Source organism: Arthrobacter sp. PL16, from assembly GCF_035985055.1.
Lineage (GTDB): Bacteria > Actinomycetota > Actinomycetes > Actinomycetales > Micrococcaceae > Arthrobacter_D > Arthrobacter_D cheniae.
Genome location: NZ_JAXCIC010000001.1, coordinates 330014 through 352823 on the forward strand (window position 1 = coordinate 330014; position 22810 = coordinate 352823).

20 protein-coding genes and 1 tRNA gene are annotated in these 22810 nt (G+C 69.5%); 7 read left to right on the forward strand and 14 right to left on the reverse strand.

What is annotated here, in order from left to right; genetic code table 11:
• Positions 1 to 53: 53 nt before the first annotated feature.
• From RCH21_RS01480 to RCH21_RS01490, 3 genes are all read right to left on the reverse strand, one after another.
• Positions 54 to 593: a MarR family winged helix-turn-helix transcriptional regulator gene (locus RCH21_RS01480; RefSeq protein ID WP_120147987.1), complete on the reverse strand. Its 540-nt coding sequence runs from the start codon at positions 591 to 593 to the stop codon at positions 54 to 56.
• Positions 594 to 668: 75 nt separating this feature from the next.
• Positions 669 to 1214: a MarR family winged helix-turn-helix transcriptional regulator gene (locus RCH21_RS01485; RefSeq protein WP_326962908.1), complete on the reverse strand. Its 546-nt coding sequence runs from the start codon at positions 1212 to 1214 to the stop codon at positions 669 to 671.
• A gap of 164 nt (positions 1215 to 1378) precedes the next feature.
• Positions 1379 to 1891, reverse strand: a complete 513-nt coding sequence (locus tag RCH21_RS01490; RefSeq protein ID WP_326962909.1) for a Fur family transcriptional regulator — start codon at positions 1889 to 1891, stop codon at positions 1379 to 1381.
• A gap of 79 nt (positions 1892 to 1970) precedes the next feature.
• Between RCH21_RS01490 and RCH21_RS01495 the strand changes: the two genes are divergently transcribed.
• The 3 genes from RCH21_RS01495 (at position 1971) to RCH21_RS01505 (ending at position 4291) form a co-directional block, all read left to right on the forward strand.
• Positions 1971 to 2630 (forward strand): MBL fold metallo-hydrolase, encoded by a 660-nt coding sequence (locus tag RCH21_RS01495; RefSeq protein ID WP_326962910.1) that lies wholly within the window; start codon positions 1971 to 1973, stop codon positions 2628 to 2630.
• A gap of 201 nt (positions 2631 to 2831) precedes the next feature.
• Positions 2832 to 3659, forward strand: a complete 828-nt coding sequence (locus tag RCH21_RS01500) for a sulfurtransferase (RefSeq protein WP_326962911.1) — start codon at positions 2832 to 2834, stop codon at positions 3657 to 3659.
• A 206-nt stretch (positions 3660 to 3865) separates the two neighbouring features.
• Positions 3866 to 4291, forward strand: coding sequence for an HIT family protein (locus tag RCH21_RS01505; RefSeq protein ID WP_326962912.1), 426 nt, complete (start codon positions 3866 to 3868; stop codon positions 4289 to 4291).
• A 46-nt stretch (positions 4292 to 4337) separates the two neighbouring features.
• On the opposite strand, the gene hrpA is transcribed toward RCH21_RS01505, so the two are convergent.
• The 11 genes from hrpA to RCH21_RS01560 form a co-directional block, all read right to left on the reverse strand.
• Positions 4338 to 8405, reverse strand: a complete 4068-nt coding sequence (gene hrpA / locus RCH21_RS01510; protein WP_326962913.1) for an ATP-dependent RNA helicase HrpA — start codon at positions 8403 to 8405, stop codon at positions 4338 to 4340.
• Between the two features lie 46 nt (positions 8406 to 8451).
• The gene (locus RCH21_RS01515; RefSeq protein ID WP_120147980.1) at positions 8452 to 9444 is read right to left on the reverse strand and encodes a helix-turn-helix transcriptional regulator; all 993 of its coding nucleotides are present in this window, start codon (positions 9442 to 9444) and stop codon (positions 8452 to 8454) included.
• A 122-nt stretch (positions 9445 to 9566) separates the two neighbouring features.
• A complete protein-coding gene (locus RCH21_RS01520) occupies positions 9567 to 10103 on the reverse strand; it encodes a hypothetical protein (protein WP_326962914.1) in 537 nt (178 codons plus the stop codon).
• A complete protein-coding gene (locus RCH21_RS01525; RefSeq protein WP_326962915.1) occupies positions 10100 to 11443 on the reverse strand; it encodes a DUF58 domain-containing protein in 1344 nt (447 codons plus the stop codon). The genes RCH21_RS01520 and RCH21_RS01525 overlap by 4 nt, the downstream gene beginning before the upstream one ends.
• Positions 11436 to 12497, reverse strand: coding sequence for an AAA family ATPase (locus tag RCH21_RS01530; RefSeq protein WP_326962916.1), 1062 nt, complete (start codon positions 12495 to 12497; stop codon positions 11436 to 11438). The genes RCH21_RS01525 and RCH21_RS01530 overlap by 8 nt, the downstream gene beginning before the upstream one ends.
• A complete protein-coding gene (locus RCH21_RS01535) occupies positions 12494 to 12958 on the reverse strand; it encodes a hypothetical protein (protein WP_326962917.1) in 465 nt (154 codons plus the stop codon). Before RCH21_RS01535 ends, RCH21_RS01530 begins: the two co-directional genes overlap by 4 nt.
• A complete protein-coding gene (locus RCH21_RS01540; RefSeq protein ID WP_326962918.1) occupies positions 12955 to 13692 on the reverse strand; it encodes a DUF4129 domain-containing protein in 738 nt (245 codons plus the stop codon). Before RCH21_RS01540 ends, RCH21_RS01535 begins: the two co-directional genes overlap by 4 nt.
• A gap of 116 nt (positions 13693 to 13808) precedes the next feature.
• Positions 13809 to 13884 (reverse strand) — tRNA-Arg (locus RCH21_RS01545).
• Between the two features lie 93 nt (positions 13885 to 13977).
• Positions 13978 to 15489, reverse strand: coding sequence for an FAD-dependent oxidoreductase (locus tag RCH21_RS01550; protein ID WP_326962919.1), 1512 nt, complete (start codon positions 15487 to 15489; stop codon positions 13978 to 13980).
• Positions 15486 to 16346, reverse strand: coding sequence for an FAD:protein FMN transferase (locus RCH21_RS01555; RefSeq protein ID WP_326962920.1), 861 nt, complete (start codon positions 16344 to 16346; stop codon positions 15486 to 15488). Before RCH21_RS01555 ends, RCH21_RS01550 begins: the two co-directional genes overlap by 4 nt.
• 12 nt (positions 16347 to 16358) lie before the next feature.
• Positions 16359 to 16907: an FMN-binding protein gene (locus RCH21_RS01560; protein ID WP_326962921.1), complete on the reverse strand. Its 549-nt coding sequence runs from the start codon at positions 16905 to 16907 to the stop codon at positions 16359 to 16361.
• Between the two features lie 247 nt (positions 16908 to 17154).
• On the opposite strand from RCH21_RS01560, the gene argS reads away from it, so the two are divergent.
• The 4 genes from argS to thrC are packed head-to-tail and all read left to right on the forward strand — an operon-like array spanning position 17155 to position 22810.
• Entirely contained in the window at positions 17155 to 18804 is a 1650-nt protein-coding gene (gene argS / locus RCH21_RS01565; RefSeq protein WP_326962922.1) for an arginine--tRNA ligase, read from the forward strand.
• Positions 18805 to 18806: 2 nt separating this feature from the next.
• Positions 18807 to 20378 carry a diaminopimelate decarboxylase family protein gene (locus RCH21_RS01570; protein WP_326962923.1) on the forward strand — a complete coding sequence of 524 codons (1572 nt, stop codon included), beginning with the start codon at positions 18807 to 18809 and terminating at the stop codon, positions 20376 to 20378.
• Entirely contained in the window at positions 20375 to 21706 is a 1332-nt protein-coding gene (locus tag RCH21_RS01575) for a homoserine dehydrogenase (protein ID WP_326962924.1), read from the forward strand. Before RCH21_RS01570 ends, RCH21_RS01575 begins: the two co-directional genes overlap by 4 nt.
• Entirely contained in the window at positions 21707 to 22810 is a 1104-nt protein-coding gene (gene thrC, locus RCH21_RS01580; RefSeq protein WP_120147969.1) for a threonine synthase, read from the forward strand.

Sequence of the window (22810 nt, forward strand, 5' to 3'; positions counted from 1 at the left end):
CCCGAAACCCGCCCAGGAACCCGGCCGGGAACCCGCCCGGAAGCACGGGTGCGTCAGGGATCGGGCGTGCGATCGGGCTGGCCGACGGCATCTGCGATGGCCTGCTCCATGCTCCGGAGGAAGCGCGTGACCGTCTCGGTCTCTTCGCTCGTCAGGCCGTCGGCAGCGGCGAGGACGCCGCGCTTCTCGATATCGAAGGCGGAGCGGAACTCGTCCGTGGCCTTGTCCCCGGGTTCGAGGATCACGGCCCGACGATCCACCGGGTGCCGGCGCCGTCGGATGAAGTCCGCCTTCTCGAGCCTGTCGATGACGAGGGTGGTCGAGGCGCTGGAGATGCCGAGGGCCAGGGCGAGGTCCTTCGGGCTGGCGCCCTGGTCCCGCTGCCACACCGTGAGAAGGTAGCGCAAGGCTCCGAGGTCCGTCTCGTTGATGTTGAGCCGCTGGCTGAGGCGACGGCGCAGGTCACTCTCCACGTTGCGGTAGGCCCTCAGGGCGTTCAGGACATCGACGCCGGTAGCGGCGTCATCAGCGGTGCCTTCTCCCGACGGCGGGTACCAGTACCCTGCTCCCTGCCGCGCGTCCGAAGGCTTCATGCTCACAGTTTAGACCATCTAGTAGTCAAGCTCTCTAGGTAATCGCTATGGCTCTTCTGCCACGTGGGTGGTTCTTCAGGTGCCCGGTGGTGCCGGCGTGACGTGCGGCAGCTCCAGGGCGGACATGGCCTGCCCGAGCCTGCCGAGGAATCCGTGGACCGTGGTGCAGTCCTCCGACGGAAGGGCGGCGGCAACGGCCATCATCCGCTCATGCATCACGCCCATGGTGGACCGTACCTCCTCGTCCGACGCGGCCGTCGGCCAGATCTCGATGGCACGGCCGTCCGTCGTGCTGCGGCGACGCTCGGCGTGGCCACTCTTCTCCAGCCGGTCGATGAGGACCGTTGTCGCGGCCGAGGAGATCCCGAGCCCCCTGGCGAGTGCCGCGGCACTCAGGGGGCGCCCCGCCTGCCCTGCCCGGAGCATGAGGCGGAGCGCCGCCATATCCGTTCGACCGAGGTGCATCGAGTCCCTGCTCTGGCCGCGCATGAAACGCTCCGCGTTCCTGTAGCGCCGGACGGCTTCCACGAGGTCGGCGAGGTGGTCCGCACGGTCGGAGTCAGCACCGGGACCGGCACCGGTGCGGGTCCCGCTGGAATCGGAACAGTCAGGAGACGTCACGTGACGAGCTTAATCCAATGGACCGCAAACGTCTGCCGGTGGAACAGCGATCCCCCGGTCCGTGCCGCCGGGATTACGATGGTGCCTGATTCCGTCACGGCCGAGGATCATGCGCCGTCCGGAACCGGAGAACGGGCCCGGGCGGCGGGTGGAGTCCGCGACGATCAGGACGCGACGGTGGATGCCCTGCAGTCCGGACACAGCCCGTAGATCTCGACGGTGTGGGCGGCGTCGGTGAATCCGTGTTCCGCCGCGATGCGGACGGCCCACTGCTCGACGGCGGGTGCCTCGATCTCCACGGCCCTCCCGCAGTTCCTGCACAGCAGGTGGTGATGGTGGTGCTCGACGGCGCAGCGGCGATAGACGGCCTCGTTGTCGCCGTTCCGCAGGACGTCGACCAGTCCGTCATCGGCCATCGACTGCAGGATCCGGTAGGTGGTTGCGAGCGAGACGGACTCGCCGCGGTCGTGGAGGACGCGGTGGAGTTCCTGTGTGCTGACGAAGTCGTCCAGTTCGTCGAGCGCCGCACTGACGGCACGCCGCTGGCGGGTCACGCGCTGCTCCGGCCCCTTGCGGGCAGCCGGTCCCGTCTCCGAACCGGAACCTTCTGCCGGACCCGGCCCTGCCGTCGCCGCTGCCGTCGTCGCCGCTGGCTCGGATGTCGCCTCAGGCGTCATGTCATACCCTTTCCGCGGGCACTCGGGTGCCCTGGACCAGAGTCAAGATTATCAGCGCCGCCGCGAGTAGTCTGAGCCCATGTTGCTGACCAAGTACTCCCATTCCTGCGTGCGCATCGAGCAGGGTGGGTCCGTGCTCGTCATCGACCCGGGGGCGTTCTCGGAGGTCGAGGAGGCACTCGCCGGCGCCGGAGCCGTCCTGGTCACGCACGAGCACCCTGATCACATCGCCGTCGACCGCGTCGTCGCCGTGCTGCAGACGAATCCCGGCATCGAGCTGTGGGCCCCTCGTGGCGTCGTCGACACCGTCGGCGCTGCCCTCGGTGGTGGCGCTGCGAACCGCCTCCACGCGGTGTCCGGCGGCGAGGAGTTCACCGTCGCCGGTTTCGCCGTGCGGACGTTCGGCGGACAGCACGCGCTGATCCACGCGCTGATCCCGATGATCGCCAATGTGGGCTTCCTGATCGACGGTTCGGTCTACCACCCGGGTGACTCGCTCATCGTCCCGGACGGCATTGACGTCGGGACTCTCCTCGTCCCCGTGCATGCGCCGTGGTCGAAGCTGGCGGAGGTGGTCGATTTCGTGACGTCCGTCCGCGCTGCCCGCGCTTTCCAGATCCACGACGGATTGCTCAACGAGACGGGTCTCGCGATGGTCGAGGGACACGTCACCCGGCTGGGCGCACGGTACGGCACGGATTTCAGGCATCTCGCGACGCGCGAGAGCGTCGAGGTCTGACGGGAACGTCCCATCTCGGGGCCGCGGTGCGGAGGTGGGTGGGGCTCGGGGCCCGATGACGGTCGTGCTTCCCCTGGTCAACGAGCGGGTGCGCAGCGTGGCCTTCTTGGAGGGTAGGCGGCTGTGTGGTGGACTGACCTGCATCAGGACCGGACGCGGTGACCACCGCGTTCCGGTCGCTCATTCCGACAGGAGATCTCGATGAAGACTCTGATGGATGTGCAGGAACTGCAGGACCGGATGACCTCCGGCGCGCAGACGATCCTGCTCGATGTGCGCTGGTCCCTGGGCGACCCCCACGGCCACGAGCACTACCGCGCGGCCCACATACCCGGTGCCGTGTACGTGGACATGGAGACGCAGCTGTGTGCGACCGGCGGACCGGGGCTCGGGCGCCATCCGCTGCCGGACCCGGAGGCCCTGCAGGAAGCGGCGCGCCAGTGGGGGCTCAACGACGGCGACACCGTGGTCGCCTACGACGACTCGGGCAACCTCGCCGCCGCCCGCCTCTGGTGGCTGCTGCGCAACGCCGGGTTCACGTCGGTCAGCCTCCTCGACGGAGGTCTGACGGCGTGGCGCGCCGCGGGGCTCCCCGTCGAGGGCGGGGAGGAGCGACATTGCGTGGGCAACGTCCATCTGGCCAGCGGGCAGATGCCGGTGATCTCCATCCCCGAGCTCCTGGAATGCTCGACGGTGGACGTGCTCCTCGATGCGCGGGCCGGTGAGCGCTTCCGCGGCGAGCAGGAGCCGATCGACCCGAAGGCCGGCCACATACCCGGCGCAGTGAGTGCGCCGACGGCCGAGAACCTGAGGGAGGACCGGCGCTTCAGGCCCGCCGCTGAGCTCCGCCGCCGCTTCAGCGAGGTCGGCGCGGACCGGGGCCGGGTGGCCGTGTACTGCGGATCCGGCATCACGGCTGCACATGAGATCGCGGCCCTCGACATCGCGGGCATCGACGCCTCGCTGTTCCCCGGCTCATGGTCCCAGTGGTCGACGACGGACGGCCTGCCGGTGGCGACCGGAGCCTGACCGGAGTGGGCATGGCCCGTGCGCACCGTGTTGGCGGGCGGCCCAGCGATCCTGCAGCGGGCGCGGTGCTGGCCCGCTGCAGGAGGGCGCGGTAGCGTCGGAGCATGAACCCAGGACGCCCCCTGCCACCACCCCTGCGCGGGCAGGTCCGGCTACCGGGCAGCCCTGGTGGCAGCGTCCCTCCCGTACCGACCCCAGGAGTTCCCATGACCACGCTCTTCACGAAGATCATCAACGGAGAGGTGCCGGGGCGTTTCGTGTGGCGGGACGACGACGTGGTCGCCTTCCTGACGATCGCTCCGATCACGCCGGGTCACACGCTCGTCGTACCCAGGCGCGAGATCGAGCACTGGCTCGAAGCAGACCCGGAGATGCTCTCGAAGGTCATGTCCGTTGCACAGACCATCGGGCGCGCCCAGGAGGAGGCCTTCGGCGCGAAGCGCGTCGGCGTCCTGCTCGAGGGCTACGAGGTACCCCACTTCCACGTCCACGTCTGGCCCACCCGGTCACCGGCGGACTTCGACCTGAAGCGCGTCGACCACGCTCCTGATCCCGCGGACATGGAGCGCACGGCCGAGACTCTCCGCGGCGCCCTGCGCGATGCCGGCCACGGAACATGCGTGCCGGACTGAGGGGGAATTGCCGCGCAGGAGCGCCCGGCGTCCACGGGCCGGAGTGCTAGCGCGCCGAGGCCATGGCCTCGGTGAGCGCCGACCTGACGCGCTTCTCCGACACCGAGTACGCGGTGCCCAGGTCCTGCGCGAAGAGGCTCACGCGCAGTTCCTCGATCATCCAGCGGACGCGGGTCAGGGCTTCGGGGCGGTGCCGGCCGGCTGCGAGGGACGCAACGGCGTCGTCGTACTCGTCCTCGAGCCGTTGGATCGCTGCCGTGCCGACGCCGTCGCGCTGGACGTTCGTGGGTAGCTTCTCGAGCCTTACCTCGATGGCCCCCAGGTACCGGGGGAGGGATGCCAGCTGGTAGTAACCGGTCGCCGCGACGAAGCCCGGGTACACCAGGTGCTCCAGCTGGCTGCGGATGTCGTTCAGGGCCGTGATCAGGGCGAGGCTCGTGGTGCCCTTCAGCTGTTTCTGGATACGACGCGTGCTCGCGAGGATCTTCTCCACCGTCGCGGTCACCGTGAACACGGTGTCGATCAGCTCAGCACGGACCTCCTCGTACAGCCTGTTGAAGGCTTCCTCGGTCCACGGCAGGTCCTGGGGTACGAGCTTGTCGATCGCCGCGAGCGAGCAGTCGCGGATGAGCTCGGCGACGCTGCCGTGCGGGTTCTGGCTGAAGGTGAGCTTCTCGGTGTTGCTGAGATGTTCCAGCACGTACTTCGCCGGGCTGGGTATGCGCAGCGACAGGAGCCGGATGATCCCGGCCCGCATGACCGTGGCCTGTTCGCCGGCTGTCGGGAAGACCCTGACGCCGACCGAGACGCCCTCGTCGACGACGGCGGGGAAGCCCGTCACGCGGTGCCCTGCGACAGTGCGGGACACCTCTCGGTCGATGGTGCCGAAGACCCAGGCCTTTTCGCCGGTGCGTTCGGCTACCGCGGGAGCCTCCGCGACGGCTACGCCTCCCCGGGGCGCGGAACCGGCGGACGGGGATGTACCCGCCCGATCGCCCGACGGCGCGGTCTCGTTCGCGGCACCCCGTCCCGATCCCCGCGAGGAGGAATGGCGGGCATCGTCGCGTCCGGCGGGGCCGGTGCCGCCGGACGCGCTCCCGCTGCCACTGCCGCGGCCGCCGCGTCCCGGACCACCCGATGGCCGGGTGCTGCCGGGGGTTGCTCCCAGGGATTGCGCGATCGCACGGCTGACGGCGGGAGCCAGGGATTCCTTGAGCGATTCGAGGTCCCGGGACTCGTCGAGCACGCGCCCTTCGGCGTCGACGATGCGGAACATCATGAGCAGGTGCGCCGGAACCGCCGACCAGTTCCAGGATCCGGGCGGGACGATGTGGCCCCGCAAGCGGCGCAGGGCGAGCTCGAGCGACGCTTCGAGATCATCCTGCTCGGGATCGAAGTCCGCGGCGAGGGCGGCGACGGCGGTCCGTGCGACATCGGGAGCCGGCACGAAGTTCTTCCGCACCTGCTTCGGCAGGGACTTGATGAGGGCCGTCACCAGCTCCACCCGCTGGCCCGGGATCTGCCAGCGGAAGGGCTTCGGAGCGAGCTGATTGAGGAACAGCACCGGAATGGTGACGGTGACGCCGTCATGGGCTCCCGGCGTGAGGGGCGAGAACTCGTAGGTGAGCGGCAGCTCGAAGCCTGCCTGCCGCCACGTGCTCGGGAAAGCGGTCTCGTCGAGCTCCGCGGCGTCCTCGCTGAGCAGCTGCTCCGGGTCGAAGTCGAGCAGGTCGGGGTGCTCGTGCCGGGCTTGTTTCCACCACGAGTCGAAGTGCCGCTCCGAGACGACCTCGGCGCCGATCCGCTGGTCGTAGAACTCGAAGAGCGTCTCGTCGTCCACCCGCAGGTCCCGCCGCCGGAGCCGGTTCTCGAGCTCCTCCACTTCGGCCAGCCGCGCCTGGTTGCGGCTGAAGAAGGTGTGGTGCGTCTTCCAGTCGCCCTCCACGAGGGCATGGCGGATGAACAGTTCGCGGGCGACCTCACGGTCCACGCGTCCGTAATTGATGCGGCGCTGCGGGACGATCGGCACGCCGTACAGCGTGACCTTCTCGTACGCCATGACCGAGCCCATCTTCCGGGACCAGTGGGGTTCGCTGTAGGAGCGCTTGACGAGGTGCGGCGCCACCTGTTCGGCCCAGAGGGGATCGATGCGCGCGACTACGCGCGCCCAGAGGCGTGAGGTCTCCACGAGTTCGGCGGCCATCACCCAGTCGGGGGACTTCTTGAAGAGCGCCGATCCGGGGAAGACGGCGAAGCGCGTCCCGCGGGCGCCCGAGTACTCACGCTTCCGCTGGTCGTACAGGCCGATGTTGCCGAGCAGGCCCGCCAACAGGCTGATGTGGATCTGCTCGTGCAGTCCCACGGGATCCACGGGCCCGGCCGGCAGGGTGATGCCGAGCGGCTTCGCGAGCTGGCGCAGCTGCTGGAACAGGTCCTGCCACTCCCGCACGCGCAGGTAGTTGATGAACTCGGCGCGGCACATCTTCCGGAACTGTGTCGAGGACAGCTCGTCCTGCTTCTCCTCCAGGTACCGCCACAGGTTGAGGTAGGCCGTGAAGTCCGAATTCTCATCGACGAAGCGCTTGTGCTTCTCCGCGGCCTGCTGCTGCTTCGCCGGCTGGTCCGCGGACGGCCGCTCGCGCGGGTCCTGGATGGTCAGGGCCGCGGCGAGGACCATGACCTCCTTGACGGAACCCCGCGCCCCGGCCTCGACGATCATGCGGCCGAGGCGGGGGTCCACCGGAAGCTGCGCGAGTTTGCGTCCGACGGCGGACAATCCGCCGTCGTCCTTCAGCGCGCCGAGTTCACGCAGGAGTGCGACGCCGTCATTGATCGCCTTCGTCTCGGGCGGTTCGACGAAGGGGAACTCGGCGATGTCCTTCGGGCTTCGTGTGACGCCCATCGCCGCCATCTGCAGGATGACCGCGGCGAGGCTGGTGCGGAGGATCTCCGGCTCGGTGAACGGGCGGCGCGACGCGTAGTCCTCCTCGGAGTAGAGGCGGATGGCGATTCCGTCCGAGACACGCCCGCTGCGTCCCGCGCGCTGGTTCGCGGACGCCTGGGAGACACGCTCGATGGGCAGTCGCTGCACCTTGGTGCGGTGGGAGTAGCGGGAGATCCGGGCGGTGCCCGTGTCGATCACGTACTTGATACCGGGCACCGTCAGCGAGGTCTCGGCGACGTTCGTCGCGAGCACGATCCTGCGGTGACTGCCGGTCGGACGGAAGACACGGTGCTGCTCCTCGAGCGAGAGGCGCGCGAACAGCGGAAGGACCTCGGTGCCGCGCAGGCGCGTGGTCGACTGGATCCTGGCCCGGAGGGCGTCGGCGGCATCCCGGATCTCGCGCTCGCCGGAGAAGAACACGAGGATGTCTCCGGGCGCTTCCATCGACAGTTCGTCGACGGCATCGCACACGGCGTCGAGCGGATCCCGCTCCTCCTCGAGCTCGCTGTCCGCGCCACCGTCGCCGTCGTCGAGCCCGCCCGGCGGCTGGTCGAGCGGCCGGTATCGGATCTCGACGGGGTAGGTGCGGCCGGAGACCTGGATGATCGGTGCGGGAGAGGTGTTCTCGACGGCGGCATCGGCTGCGAAATGAGCGGCGAACCGCTCGGGGTCGATCGTGGCCGAGGTGATGATGACCTTGAGGTCCGGCCGCTCGGGCAGGATCCGCCGGAGGTAGCCGAGGATGAAGTCGATGTTGAGGCTGCGCTCGTGGGCCTCGTCGATGATGATCGTGCTGTACTTGCGCAGCATCCTGTCGTGCTGGATCTCGGCCAGCAGGATGCCGTCCGTCATGAGCTTGATCCTGGTCTTGCGGCCCACCGACCCGGTGAAGCGGACCTGGTAGCCCACCTCCTCGCCGAGCGGCACCTGCAGTTCCTCCGCGATGCGCTCGGCGACCGTGCGGGCTGCGAGGCGGCGCGGCTGGGTGTGGCCGATCAGTCCGTTCTCCGCCAGCCCGAGTTCGAGGCACATCTTGGGGATCTGTGTCGTCTTACCGGAGCCGGTCTCCCCGGCGATGATGGTGACCTGGTTGGCCGCGATGGCGGCCATGATGTCTGCCCGGCGTTCCGAGACAGGGAGGTCCGCGGGGTAGGAGATTGTCAGTGCCATAGTTGCCTGCCAGTCTAGTTGCTCGCATGGAGCCGCAGGCCGGCGTTCACCGAGGGCTGTGCTCCGTCTCCGGCGCGTCCTCCGGTGGCCCCGCCGATCGCCGCAACCGGTCGGCGACGACGACGGCGCGCTCGCGCATCTCCGCCGGTTCGAGGACCTCGAAGTCGAGGTCCCAGCTTGCGAGGTAGGCCAGCGGGAAGTCGAGGGAGTCGAAGCCGGCCCGCAGCAGCGTGTACTCCTCGCCGTCCGCCTCGAGCGTGCCCGTGTTCGACGGGACGCGCGCCTCCAGCTCGCTCAGCGGTGCGTGGAAGCGGATGACGGCATCGTAGGAGTAGGGCGAGCGCGTGATGGACTCCTGCACGTACGCAGCGAGGTCGGCGGCGGGCAGGGGGCGCGCGACGAAGCGGTCCCTCGCCACCGGTACGCTCTGGCACCGGTCCACGCGGAAGGTGCGCCAGTCCTCGCGGGAGCGGTCGAAGGCCACGAGGTACCAGCGCCTCCCCGTGTCCACGAGGCGATACGGCTCGACGATGCGGCGGGAGGACTCGCCGTCGTGGCGGTCGTAGCGGAAGGCGACGCAGCGACGCTCCGTGATCGCGGCGGAGAGGGCGGTGAGCACCTCGGGGCTCACCGGCGTGCTGATGGCGGCCATGCGGGTCACCGCGGAGCGCAGCCCCGAGAAGCGCGGCCTGAGCCGTGGCGGAAGGACCTGCTCGAGCTTCGTGAGGGCCCGGACGGACGCCTCACCGACTCCGGAGACGGGACTCGCCGTGACCGCGGTCAGGCCGATGGCGACGGCGAGCGCCTCGTCGTCGTCGAGCAGGAGGGGCGGTAGCTGCGCACCCGCTCCGAGCTGGTAGCCGCCGGCGACTCCCGGCGAGGCGTTGATGGGGTAGCCGAGGGTGCGCAACTTGCCGATGTCGCGGCGGACGGTCCGCTCGGTGACGTCCATGCGTTGGGCCAGGGCCGGGCCGGTCCATTCGCGCCGCAGCTGCAGGAGCGAGAGGAGCTGCAGCAGGCGTGCCGAGGTCTCGATCATGCTTCAACGGTACGACGTCGCGCGGTCAGGACTCGTCCGCAATGGATCGTCCTCCTGCACGCCCTGCCGATGGCGGCTGCAGGTCCGGGAGCGGTGGGATCCAGTGCCCCTGCAGGGCGTCGTCAGGAGTGCTGACCCGGGGTCTTCGGGTCAGGATCCCGCCGACCGACGAGCCACAGGCACCAGCCGACGAGAGCCGCCACGCCCGCGACGACCGCCGGGAGGCTGGAGCCGGCGTCGTCGACCAGGAGTGCGAGGACGGCCACCGGTTGGGCGACCGCCTGGATGCGCAGGAGCGACCCGCCGAGCTCCCGCAGCGCCGCGCCGCTGATCCAGCCGCGGAGGGGGAGGTGCAGGAGCAGGAGGTACAGGATGAACACGGTGTGGAGTCCGGCGACGAAGACGAGGAGCCAAGGCGACCCGACCGGCATGTTGACGGCGTAGGCCACGACCAGCAGGAGCAGTGTGAGCGCTGCGAGACCGATCGACGGAAGGACCGCAGCGGCCGCCGCCGCCAGGACCGGCAGGATGATCCAGGCACTTCCGTTCCAGACGACGGCCCCGAGCAGGACGGCGATCAGCGCGGTCGCGCAGCGCAGCGCCCACAGGGGGACGAGTCCACTCCGATCGGGAACCGCCGGGGTGCCGCCGCGTCTCACCGCGCGCCCGGTCCCGATCCCTGACCCACCCGCCTGCGGGCCCGGCGCTCGAGGAGGCGGAAGCCGGTCTCCAGGGAATCGTCGGTTCCGGAGCCGATCTCCCCGCTCGATCCGCTCAAGACCGGAATGCCGTCCCGCCGCAGGTCGTCGAGGAGGAGGCGGCGCCGCAGGAGGGTGAGCTGCACGGCACGTGCCTGCGTCGTCGTCACCTCCGTGCGATCGAGGGAAGGCACGCAGTCGACACCGGCGACCACGAGTCCCTGCGCGTGCCACAGACGCAGCAGGCGCGCGGGCTCGGGATCGAGGAAGGCGGAGAACACCACGACGACGGCGCCTTCCGGTGGAACGGGATCACGACGCCGGCGTCGTCGCGGGATCACCGACGTCGCGGCGAGCCTGGTGCGGATCTGTTCGAGGTGCCGCGCTCCCGCCGCAGAGCGCAGGGCCCTCCGGGTGCCGGACAGGTCATCGAGTCCCACGCGGTCTCCGACGGACAGGTAGGACGCGGCGACCCTCGTCGCGGCCACCCGCGCCACGTGCAGGGACCCCGGAACGAGCCGCGGTGAGCCGGCTTCGAACCAGTCGGACGTGCACCGGGGCAGGTCCTGCCCCTGATCGACGACCAGGAAGACCGATGCCTCGGCATCGGCGAAGGTCCGCCGGACCATCAGGCGGTCCTGATCCGTCGAGCGGCGCGCGGTGGCACGCCAGTCGATCCTTCGACGCTGGTCACCGGGCTGCAAGGGGGCGATGGACCTCAGCTCGCCGCCCTCACCCGGCCGCCTCGACCCGTGCGTGCCTGCCATCCCCGCGAGCCGGCGGGACACCGGACGGGCAAGCATCGGGCCGACCGGCGCGAGGATGCTGACGCGTACGGGAGGAGTGGGCCGAAATGCAGAGGCGGCCGTGAGGTCCGGGCTGAATCCGATGGAGCCGTACGAGAGCACGTCGGCCTCGCCCGACAGCGGGCCGTCCACGAGGACCGGGCAGTCCTCGTCGGACCTGAGGACGAGGGCTTCGGGCGGGCACCCCGGGGCGGCCAGGATCGTGGCGACGAGCCCGGGCGGCGCCGCAACCGTCGCAACGCCGTCGGTCCGGGGCGGCGCGAGCAGCAGGCGCAGGCGTCGTCCCGTTCCCTGCGCCCGTCTGTCCCCGGTGATGCCGATGACGGTGTCCTCGCGGCTCGCGGTGGTTCGACCTGCGAGCGCGAGGAGGGCGAACGGTGCGGCGAGTGCCACGGTGTCGGGCCTGCCGGAGACGAGGCCGGCGCCGACGCAGACCAGGGCGATGATCACCGCGAGGGCCCACACGGGGGAGTGGGTGACCGACCGCCTAGCCATGGTGCCCGGTCCCGTGCTCGCTCCGGTGCACCGTCGGCGGCGTCGGTACCTCGCCCAGCACGTCCCGCACCACCTTCTCCGTCGCCACACCCTGGGCCCAGGACGACGGCGTCAGCGTGATCCTGTGCGCGAGGACGGCCACAGCGCCCTCCTTCACGTCCTCGGGCAGGACGAAGGAGCGCGCGTCGAGGACGGCGAGTGCGCGGCCCAGCAGCACCAGCGCCTGCGAGCCGCGGGGTGACGCCCCGACCTCCACCGCCGGGTGGCTGCGGGTCGCGGCGGTGAGGCGGACCGCGTAGTCGATGACGTCGTCGTCGACGCCCACCGACTCGACGACCGCCTGCAGGCGCAGCAGGCCCTCGGCCGTGGTCACCCGCGCCACCATCGTTTCGTCCTGACGGCGTGAGAGCCGCCTCGCGATGATGTCCTGTTCGCCGTCGTGGCCGGGATAGCCGAATCGCAGCCGGACCATGAAGCGGTCCAGCTGGGCCTCGGGCAATGGATAGGTGCCCTCGAACTCGATCGGGTTCGAGGTGGCGAAGACGTGGAAGGGACGCGTCAGGGGCAGGGTCGTGCCCTCGGCCGACACCTGTGCCTCCGCCATCGCCTCCAGCAGCGCGGACTGCGTCTTGGGGGAGGTCCGGTTGATCTCGTCGGCGAGGAACAGCCCGGCGAAGATCGGTCCCGGCTTGAAATCGAACTCGCGGGTGACCGGGTTGAAGATCGACGATCCGGTCACGTCGGACGGAAGGAGGTCGGGAGTGAACTGCAGGCGCCGGAAGTCGAGGCCGAGTGACTGGGCGAGCGTCTTGGCTGCAAGTGTCTTGCCGAGCCCGGGCAGATCTTCGAACAGGACGTGGCCGCCTGCGAGCACCGCCGCGAGCGCAAGGCGGAGAGCCCCCTCGGCTCCCACGACCACGGTCCCGGTGCTGTGGAGGACTTCTCGGCCGATCCGCGCGGCCTCGCCGATATAGGCCGGCGCTCCGGTCGGTACTCCGGTCGGTACTTCGGTCGGCACTCCGCTGGCGGGACGGGTGCGGTCCGGGGCTGTCATGGGTCTCCTGGCGGGGTGTGGCGGGGTGGCGCCACCGGCTGGAGGAGAACGATCCGCTCCAGCTCATCGGCGATGGTGCCCAGCTCGTGATGGCTGAGCTCCGGGGACTGCGCCTTCGCGATGAGGGCTTCGAGCGCCGGGCTCCTCGCCGCACCGGGGTGCGCGGTGGTGACGGCAAGAGCGAGTGCGTGGACTTCCCGAACAGCGCGTGTACCGGGTTCCGTCGATGACAGGGAGAACTCCAGGGCCTGGAGATCCGAGAGGCCGCGGACCGGTTCGGGCAGCGGCGCCAGGGTCGCGCGAGGAACGTCGACGGACTCCAGGAGTCCGTTGGCTATTCCTGCGGCGAACGCGGCACCGGCGAGGGCCACGGCGTGGCGGGCATCGAGCCCGAAGAACCACCCCGCGACGAGGGCGAGGAGGACGAGCACGACGGTGATGGCCCACGCCGATCTCTTCATCCGGCGATCCTGCGGTGTGCTGCGAGGGCAATGGACAGCTCGATGACGCTGGAGAGCGCGAGCTCGCGGTCGTCGTGGCCGAGGCGCTGCGGGGCGTCGTCGTCCGTTCGCCCGAACCTGGCGCGCTGGTACAGGCGGTTGAGGCTGGTGAGGGGCTCAGCGGGAAGATCGAGGCCGGCCGCGACGGCGGTGGCGAAGTCCGACGTCGTCTGGGCGGGCGTTCGTCCGGCGCCCGCTACGGCGCACAGGTGCTCGAAGTCGAGCCAGCACCGGATGACGGCGTCGGAGGTGTCGGCGTCCCCGGCCAGGGCGGTACGCGTGGCTTCGGTCCAGGCCGGTAGCGCATCGTTCACGAGCGCGAGGGTGCCCGGCTGCTGCAGGTCCGCCTGCTCGAGGAAACCGCTCCCGGCGATGTGCCGCCGACGGAACCTCAGGAGGAACCGCACCAGGAGGGCGAGACCGGCCATGGCGAGGATGAGCAATGCGGCGGCGGCCGTGTCGCCGCTGATCACCAGGGGTTCGCTGTCGGCCGGCGGTTCGGTCATGACGGTGGCGGAGGGAGTCGCGGTGCTCTCCTGGCCCACGACGTCGACGGGAGGATCCACCACCGGTTGGGCGGTGAACCGTCCGATGAAGCCTGCCGCGACCACGGTGAGGACGAGGACGAGGACGGTGAGCAGGGCCGGGACGCCCAGTGCCGCTTTCGCGTGCCGCGGCGTGCCTTTCGTCCCCACGATTCCCCCGCCGGTAGGTGCTGGAGCGATCCCGCAGGGCCGCGTCCAGTGGAGCCTACCAAAAGCAGAACCGCCGCCGGCCTGGTGGCCGACGGCGGTGGACTCTGCATGAGCCTTGGTGCCCTCGATAGGATTCGAACCTACGACCTTCTGCTCCGGAGGCAGACGCTCTATCCCCTGAGCTACGAAGGCAGATACGGGAACTCCCGTACCGGTAAGGGACTCATCGAGCTTATCAGGTACCGCTTGCGTCGGAAAACGCGGGAGGAGCTTCGTCCGCCATCCTCAGTAGCCCAGGAAGGCGTCCGTCTTCACCCTCGGCACGCCCGCGGCGCGCACCACCGCGCGGAGGTCCCCGATGAATCTCGGCGAACCCGACACGAGCACCCTGCGCTGCTTGAGGTCCGGAACCGCAGCGAGGAGCTCCTCCGCGGACGGTTCATCGCCCGCATAGGTCCAGTTGCCCGGAAGGGAAGGGGTGCCGGCGCCCGAGGGCACGAAGAGCACCACCCGCGTCCCGAGTCCGGTCAGCTCGTCCCGGAAGGCGATCTCCTCCTCGCTCCGCACCACATAGACGAGGACGACGTCGCGCTCCTCGCCCCGCGCGTCGATGTCCCTGAGCTGGCTGATGAACGGGGTGACGCCGATCCCTCCGGCGGCGAGCAGGAGGGGGATCGACGGATCGCGGGGCAGGTGGAAGTCGCCTCCGACGAGCGTGCCGGTAATCTGTGCGTCCTTCGGCAGGTCGAGGAGGGCCTTCTTGAAGGAGCTTCCCGAATCCGTCGTCCTCAGGCCGAAGGTGACGGCGTCGGCCCGCTGGGGTGCGGAGGTGATGCTGAAGACCCTTCGGCTGCCGCGGCTGTCCGCGCCACGGTGGGGCAGGCTCAGCTCCATGTACTGGCCGGCCTTGAAGCGGACCGGCCGCGTCGGCTCGAACACGAGCTCCGTGCTGGTCGGCGTGAGGTGCCGGGATCCCGCGAAGGACAGCCGGACACCCCGCCGTTGTCCCAGGAGGAACGCCACGGCGTTACCGATGACGAGGGCGAACTCCGGGCCGAGGAACACCGGTCCAATGGAGGTCTGTAGGGCGAGGACGACGGCGACGATGACGGCGAAGAGCCATTGCTGCCGGCGCAGGGGCGGGAGGGTGAGTGGTTCGGTCATCATGAAACCGAGGAGGAACAGCACGGGGTAGGAGGTCAGGACGAGCTGAAGGCCGGCGCTTACGGTCATGCCGCCCTGCACCAGGTTGAACAGCAGGATGCCGATCGCGACCACGAGGAACACCGCACCCATGGAGAGCTTCCGCGTCCGGTAGAGGAGCAGTGCCGCGCCGACGGCGACGACGGGGAGCATGTAGGCGTTGGCGACCCACCAGGCGGCTGCCCCGACACCGAGCAGGGTGGCGACGACGGCGCCGGTCGCGGCGGGATTGAAGATGTGCCGACCGCGGAAGGCGAGCAGGAACTTCGATGCTCCCGCCGCCGCACCCGCGACGAGGATGCCGCCGAGCCCGGCGGCGGTGCTTGACGGGAACATGATGAGGAACACGATCAGGCCCGTGATGAGCGACGAGTCCCCGTGCGGCCGCAATCGCAGGATCAGGGCCATCACCCTCGTGCCGATGACCGTCCCTCCCACCGCGGCGACCAGCGTCCCCGTGATCTCCGCCGGTGTGTAGGCGAGCAGCCCCGTCAGCGAGAGCACGAGTGCCTCGACGGTCAGCACCAGGAGCAGGGTGAGCGTGAGGCGGTACATGGTCATGCGGCCCAGCAGGCCGTCGAGTGCTGCGGTCATGAGAACAGTGCTCCTGCTAGTGGGGCGGAGTAGCGGGCCCGTCCGTCGGAATACATCAGGACGAAATCGAAGGCGAAGGAGACGGCGAGGTCGTCGGGGTCCGCGAGGAAGAGGGCGGTGCACAGCCCGTCGGCGGTCATGGCGTCCTCGGCGAGGACCCACGTGGCGACGACGGTGTCGACGCTGCGTCCCGTTCGCGCATCCAGGACATGGTGCAGGCCGTCGCCCCAGACACGGCGATTGGACGCGGACGCGCACAGCGCTCCGGACCCGAGGCTGACCGTCCCGATGGCGGACGACGAGTCGTAGGGGTGCTCGAGGGCCACCGTGATCGAGCCGCTCCCCGCCCGCCTCATGTCCCCGCTGGCGTCCACGATCACGTTCTCGTGCCCGGCAGTGACGAGGCGCTCGAGCATCAGGTCGACGAGCTGGCCCTTGCCTGCGGCGCCGACGTCCAGCAGCGCCGGTCCGCTCAGGGTGATACCGTCCCCCGTCCACGCGAGCAGGTCGTCCCAGGCCCGTGCGGGTGCGGGGGGCGCCGTGGGCACGAAGCTGTAGCCGGCGTCGTACCCCTGGTCGGCGAGGCGCTCGCCGACCAGGGGAGACAGGCCACCGCCCGTCAGGTCATGCAGCGTCCGCAGAAGGCGTCCCAGCGCTGCTCCATGAAGCGGGAGCGGAAGGAAACCTCCGGAGGCCCCGAGTGCCGTCACCCCCGAGTCCGCGCGGAAGCGGGAGTACAGCGCGTCGTAGTCCTCCGCGATCCGCAGGAGTTCGGCCCGATGGGTCGGCGCCAGTGGCTCGCTGCTGTCCACGCGCCAACTGGTACCGATCGCCTCGAAGCAGAAGGTGCGCGACATGCCCGATACGACCTAGAGCTGCGCTTCGCTCTTGATCTTGTCGGTAGCTTCGTTGAAGCCCCCGCTGGTCAGGGAGGAACCGGCCACCTTGTCGACGGCGAGCTCATCGAGCTTCTTGCCGACGATGGCGTCGGAGATGCCTCCGGCGAAGCGCTCCTGGTACATGGTGGTGGTCGGGTTGTCCGGCATCGGCTCGACCTCGACGGCGGTGACGACGTCGGCCTCGAGCGTGATGGTCACGCCCACTTCCTCGGGCCCGGCCGGGGACTGGTAGGACCCGGTCTCGGTGTAGGAACCGTCCTCGTAGGTCTGGCTGCCTGCAGCGGCTTCCGCTGTTGCCGGTCCACCCGCCGGTGCGGACTCCCCGGTGGCAGCAGGAGCGTCCGACGCAGGCGCCTCCGATGCGGGGGTTCCGTCCGTGGGCGCCTGTGCCTCCGCTCCGGCGCAGCCTGCGGCACCGAGGATGGAGACGGCGGCGAGTGCGGTCAGCACACGCTTGTGAAGGGGGAACCCGGGCCGGCCGGTCTGTTCGGTCGAGGGTTCGTCGGTTCGCCCTGTCATGGTCACTGGATGCTCCTGGTGGGTCGCCGTACCGGGAACGGGCGGAGAGGCTCCGCGCCGAGGGTCATTGAATCTTAAAGTAACGTACTGGTCTGTTCCAACGTTCTATATCTCGATTCGTTTCTTCTGCCCTTCCGGACTGCACGCGCACGTCCCCGATGTCCTGTCCGCTGCGTCGTCCTGTCGCAGAACGTTACCGCCGTCACGGAAATCAGGGTGTCCGGAGCGGCGCCGCTATGCTGGACGGGTGACTCCCGAAGAACTCTCTGCCGCTATTTCCGCCTGCCTGAAGGCTGCCGTCGAAGCGGGTGACCTCAGTATCGACCTCCCCTCGGAGGTTCGGGTGGAGCGACCCAAGAACCGGGAGCACGGGGATTGGGCCACGAACATCGCCCTGCAGCTGGGCAAGAAGGCCGGAATGAATCCGCGGCAGTTCGCACAGCTCCTCAGCGACCGCCTCGCCGGCATCGATGGCGTCAAGAGCGTCGACATCGCCGGTCCCGGTTTCCTCAACATCACCCTCGACGCCGGAGCCGCGGGCGAGCTGGCGCGGACCATCGTCGAGGCGGGACCCGCGTACGGCACGAGCGCTGCGCTCGCCGGCCAGAAGATCAACCTCGAGTTCGTCTCGGCGAATCCCACCGGTCCCATCCACATCGGCGGGACCCGTTGGGCTGCGGTGGGAGACGCACTCGCACGTGTGCTCCAGTCCCAGGGCGCGTCCGTGGTGAGGGAGTACTACTTCAACGACCACGGCGCGCAGATCGAACGGTTTGCGCGCTCCCTCTACGCGAGCGCGGCCGGCCGGACCGCTCCGGAGGACGGCTACGGCGGTCAGTACATCGAGGACATCGCGCAGCGTGTGCTCGCCGCCGAGCCGGATGTCCTCGGTCTCGGCGAAGCCGACGCCGTCGAGCGTTTCCGTGCGGTCGGCGTCGATCTCATGTTCACCGACATCAAGAAGTCGCTCCGGGACTTCGGGGTGGAGTTCGATGTCTACTTCCACGAGCACTCGCTGTTCGAGAACGACTTCGTCGGGGGCCTCCTCGAGCAGCTGAAGGGCTCGGGCAATCTTTTCTACGAGGACGGAGCCTGGTGGCTCAGATCGACGGACTTCGGTGACGACCGCGACCGCGTCGTCATCAAATCGGACGGCGCCCCGGCCTACATCGCAGGCGACATCGGATACTTCGTCAACAAGCGCCGGCGCGGATTCGACCTCAACATCATCATGCTCGGTGCCGACCATCACGGGTATGTCGCACGCCTGAAAGCTGCTGCGGCGGCCCTCGGTGACGATCCCGATACGGTCGAGGTCCTCATCGGGCAGATGGTGAACCTCGTGCAGAACGGCGCGCCCGTCCGCATGTCGAAGCGCGCCGGGACGGTCGTGACCCTCGAGGATCTCGTCGACGCCGTGGGCGTGGACGCCGCGCGGTACACCCTTGCCCGGTTCTCCGCGGATTCGAACATCGACATCGACCTCGACCTCCTGACCAGGCGGACCAACGAGAATCCCGTGTTCTATGTGCAGTACGCCCACGCGAGGACCCACGCCGTCGCGCGCAACGCCGTCTCGGCGGGAGTGGACACCACCGCCTTCGACGCCGCCTCGCTGAACCATCCCACGGAGGGCGAGCTGCTGGCCGCCCTCGGCCAGTTCCCAGGAATCGTCGCGCAGTCCGCGATCTTCCGTGAGCCGCACCGGGTGGCCCGCCACCTCGAGGTCATCGCGGGAACCTACCACCGGTGGTACGACGCCTGCCGCGTCGCACCGCTCCGTGACGCGCCGGTGGAGGACGTCCACCGGTCACGCCTGTGGCTGAACAACGCGACGCAGCAGGTCCTCGCGAACGGTCTCGACCTCCTCGGCGTCTCCGCGCCGGAAAGGATGTAGCAGTGGTCGCCGAAGCATCACCGCTCGCCCCGGGCTGGCTGTCCCTACCGACGGACCAGGCCCGGCTCGATGCCAAACTGTGGGCCGAGGACGTCGAGCGCGGGACGGACGGCGTCCTGCGGATCGACGGCGTGCCGGTCGCCGATCTGGCCCAGGAGTTCGGCACCCCGCTGTTCGTGATGTCCGAGCGTGATTTCCGCGCGCGTGCCGCGACCTTCCGGAACGCCTTCGACGAAGCCTTCCAGGATCTTTGCGGGGGAGTGGACGTCTTCTATGCGGGCAAGTCCTTCCTGTGCACGGAGGTCGTCCACTGGGTGCGCGAGGAAGGGCTCGGGCTTGACACCTGCTCGGGAGGCGAGCTCGCCGTAGCCCTCCGCGCCGGCATGCCCGGCCACCGGTTGGGCCTTCACGGGAACAACAAGTCAGCGGCGGAGATCACGCGCGCGATCGATGCCGACCTCGGGCGGATCGTCGTCGACAGCCTCCAGGAGGTGGCGCTCGTCGGCGATCTCGCCGTGCAGCGCGGACGCACGGCCAACGTCATGCTGCGGCTCACCCCCGGCGTCCATGCGCACACCCACGAGTTCATCGCCACGGCGCACGAGGACCAGAAGTTCGGTCTCTCGCTGACCACCGAGCAGGGACCGGGTCAGGCGGCCGGGAGCGGGAGGGACGGTGCAGGCGGAGCCGAGGCCGACGGCGCCTCCTCGCCCGCGGCCCGGGCGGTCGCGGACGCGCTGGCACACCCGGGCATCAACCTGCTCGGCGTGCACTGCCACATCGGCTCGCAGATCTTCGAATCGGAGGGCTTCGAGCTCGCGGCGCAGCGGCTGCTCGGTTTCCTGGCGGGAGTGCGTGACCGGCACGGAGTCGAACTCCCGGAGCTCGATCTCGGCGGCGGCTACGGCATCGCCTACACCGAGGCCGACGAGCCCCGTCCCGCGGCGGAGATCGCGCGGGCCATGGCCGCCGTCGTCGGGTCCACCTGCACGAGGCTGGGGCTGGGGGTGCCCCGGATCTCGATCGAGCCCGGCCGGGCGATCGTGGGACCGACCACCTTCACGCTCTACACCGCAGGCACCACCAAGACGGTGCGGGTCGACGCCGCCGCGAACGGATCCGAGGTGGTGCAGGACACCTCCGTGACGCATCCGCGACGTTATGTGTCGGTCGACGGCGGCATGAGCGACAACGCCCGTCCGGTGCTCTACGGCGCGGATTACTCGGCCGTCCTGGCCTCACGCACGCCGGATGCCGATCCTGTGCTCTCCCGCGTGGTTGGAAAACACTGCGAGAGCGGTGACATTGTGGTGCGGGACGTCTACCTTCCCGACGACACGGGAGCAGGTGACCTCCTCGCCGTTCCGGGCACCGGAGCTTACTGCTGGGTGCTCTCGAGCAACTACAACTACCTGACCCGCCCGCCCGTAGTGGCGGTGGCCGACGGTATCGCACGGCTGATCGTGCGCGGCGAGACGGAGGAGGACCTGTTCCGCAGGGACGTCCAGCGCGAGCCGGCCTCGCCCGCAAAAGCAGTGCCCGCAACGGATCCAGGAGCCCCACGGACAGTATGAACTCATCTGCAACGCCCCCCGCACAGCCCCTGCGCGTAGCCCTTCTCGGTTGCGGCAACGTGGGCTCCCAGGTAGCCCGCATCCTCCTCGACGACGCCGAGAACCTCGGCCGCCGTGCCGGGGCTCCGCTCGAACTCATCGGCGTCGCGGTCCGCTCGCTTGACGCGCGGCGCGACGTCGAGCTCCCGACAGGGCTCCTCACCACCGACGCGGAGTCGCTCGTGGAGCAGGCGGACATCGTCATCGAGCTCATGGGCGGCATCGAGCCGGCGAAATCCCTGATCCTCCGCGCCATCCGGCACGGAGCAGCCGTGGTCAGCGGCAACAAGGCACTCCTCGCGCAGGACGGCCCTGAACTGTACGAGCAGGCCGATGCCGCCGGTGTCCAGCTGTCCTACGAGGCCGCCGTCGCCGGTGCCGTGCCGATCCTGCGGCCCATCCGGGACAGCCTGTCCGGAGACCGCATCACGCGCGTGCTGGGCATCGTCAATGGCACCACCAACTACATCCTCGACCAGATGGACTCCACGGGCGCCCAGTTCGCGGACGCGCTGAAGGCCGCCCAGGACCTGGGCTACGCGGAAGCGGATCCGACGGCGGATGTGGAGGGCCACGACGCCGCCGCGAAGGCGGCCATCCTCGCCTCGCTGTCCTTCCACACACGGTTCGCGCTGGAGAACGTCTACTGCGAGGGCATCACCTCCGTGACGGCCGACGACATCGCAGCCGCGGCCGAGGACGGCTATGTCATCAAGCTTCTCGCCATCGCCGAGATACTCACCGATGAGGCGGGAGCCGCGGGTGTCGGCGTGCGCGTCCACCCCACCCTCCTGCCGCGTTCCCACCCGCTCGCCGCGGTGCGGGGGGCCTTCAACGCCGTCTTCGTCGAAGCCGAGAACGCCGGCGAGCTGATGTTCTACGGCCAGGGTGCCGGCGGTACGCCGACCGCCTCGGCCGTCCTGGGCGACGTCGTCAGTGCAGCGCGACGCATGGTGCTCGGTGGGCCCGGCAGGACGGAGACCACCACCGGCCACGTCCCGCCGCTGAGCATCGACACCGTGCGCACGAGCTACTGCATAGGCCTGCAGGTCGCGGACCAGCCCGGTGTCCTGGCGCGCATCGCGCAGATCTTCGCCGAGAACGGCGTCTCGATCGAGACGATGCGCCAGCGCATCCACCAGGGAGGGTCCGACGGCGGCACCACCGCCGAACTGCGCATCGTCACGCACCGCGCGCCCGAGGCCTCCCTCGCGGCCACCGTGAAGCAGGTCGCAGCGCTCGATGTCATCACCGCCGTCTCATCCGTACTACGAGTAGAGGGAATCTAAGTGGCCCACCAGTGGCGCGGAGTCATCCGCGAATATGCCGAACGCCTACCCGTCACGGACGCCACCGAGGTCGTCACCCTCGGTGAGGGCGGAACGCCGCTCGTGCACGCCCGCCACCTGTCCGAGCTGACGGGATCCACCGTCTATCTCAAGGTCGAGGGCATGAACCCCACGGGATCCTTCAAGGACCGCGGCATGACCATGGCCATGACGGCGGCCGTAGCGGCCGGCGCGAAGGCCGTCGTCTGTGCGTCGACCGGCAACACCTCGGCGTCCGCCGCGGCCTATGCCACGCAGGCGGGGATCACGTGTGCGGTCCTCGTGCCGGACGGCAAGATCTCCATGGGGAAGCTCAGCCAGGCGATCGCCCACGGCGCGCAGCTCCTGCAGGTGAACGGTAACTTCGACAACTGCCTCGACGTCGCCCGCAAGCTCGCCGAGGCCTACCCCGTGTTCCTCGTGAATTCGGTGAACCCGGCACGGCTCGAGGGACAGAAGACAGCCGCCTTCGAGGTCGTCGACACCCTCGGTGACGCTCCCGACTACCACCTCATGCCGGTTGGCAACGCGGGCAACATCAGCGCGTACTGGAAGGGCTACAAGGAGTACGCGGCGCCGTACGCGTCCATGCACCACGGCGAACTTCCCGCCGTCGCCACCCGCACTCCCATCATGTGGGGCTTCCAGGCCGAGGGTGCGTCGCCGCTCGTCAAGGGCCACCCGATCACGGAACCCGACACCATCGCCACCGCCATCCGCATCGGCAACCCGGCGTCCTGGGATTTTGCCGTCGCCGCCCGGGACGAATCCGGCGGTCTCATCGAGGCCGTGACGGATGAGGAGATCCTCGATGCCCACCGCTGGCTGTCCGCCCGTGAGGGCGTCTTCGTGGAGCCGGCGTCGGCCGCCGGCGTGGCAGGCCTGATCAAGAAACACGCCGAGGGACTCGTGCCCACGGGCAAGACCATCGTCATCACCGTCACGGGCCACGGCCTCAAGGACCCGCAGTGGGCGCTGCGCACCGCGGACGGTTCCGACATCGAACCCATCAAGGTGGAATTCGACGTCGTCAGCGTCGCCGCCGCACTCGGGCTCGAGGACTGA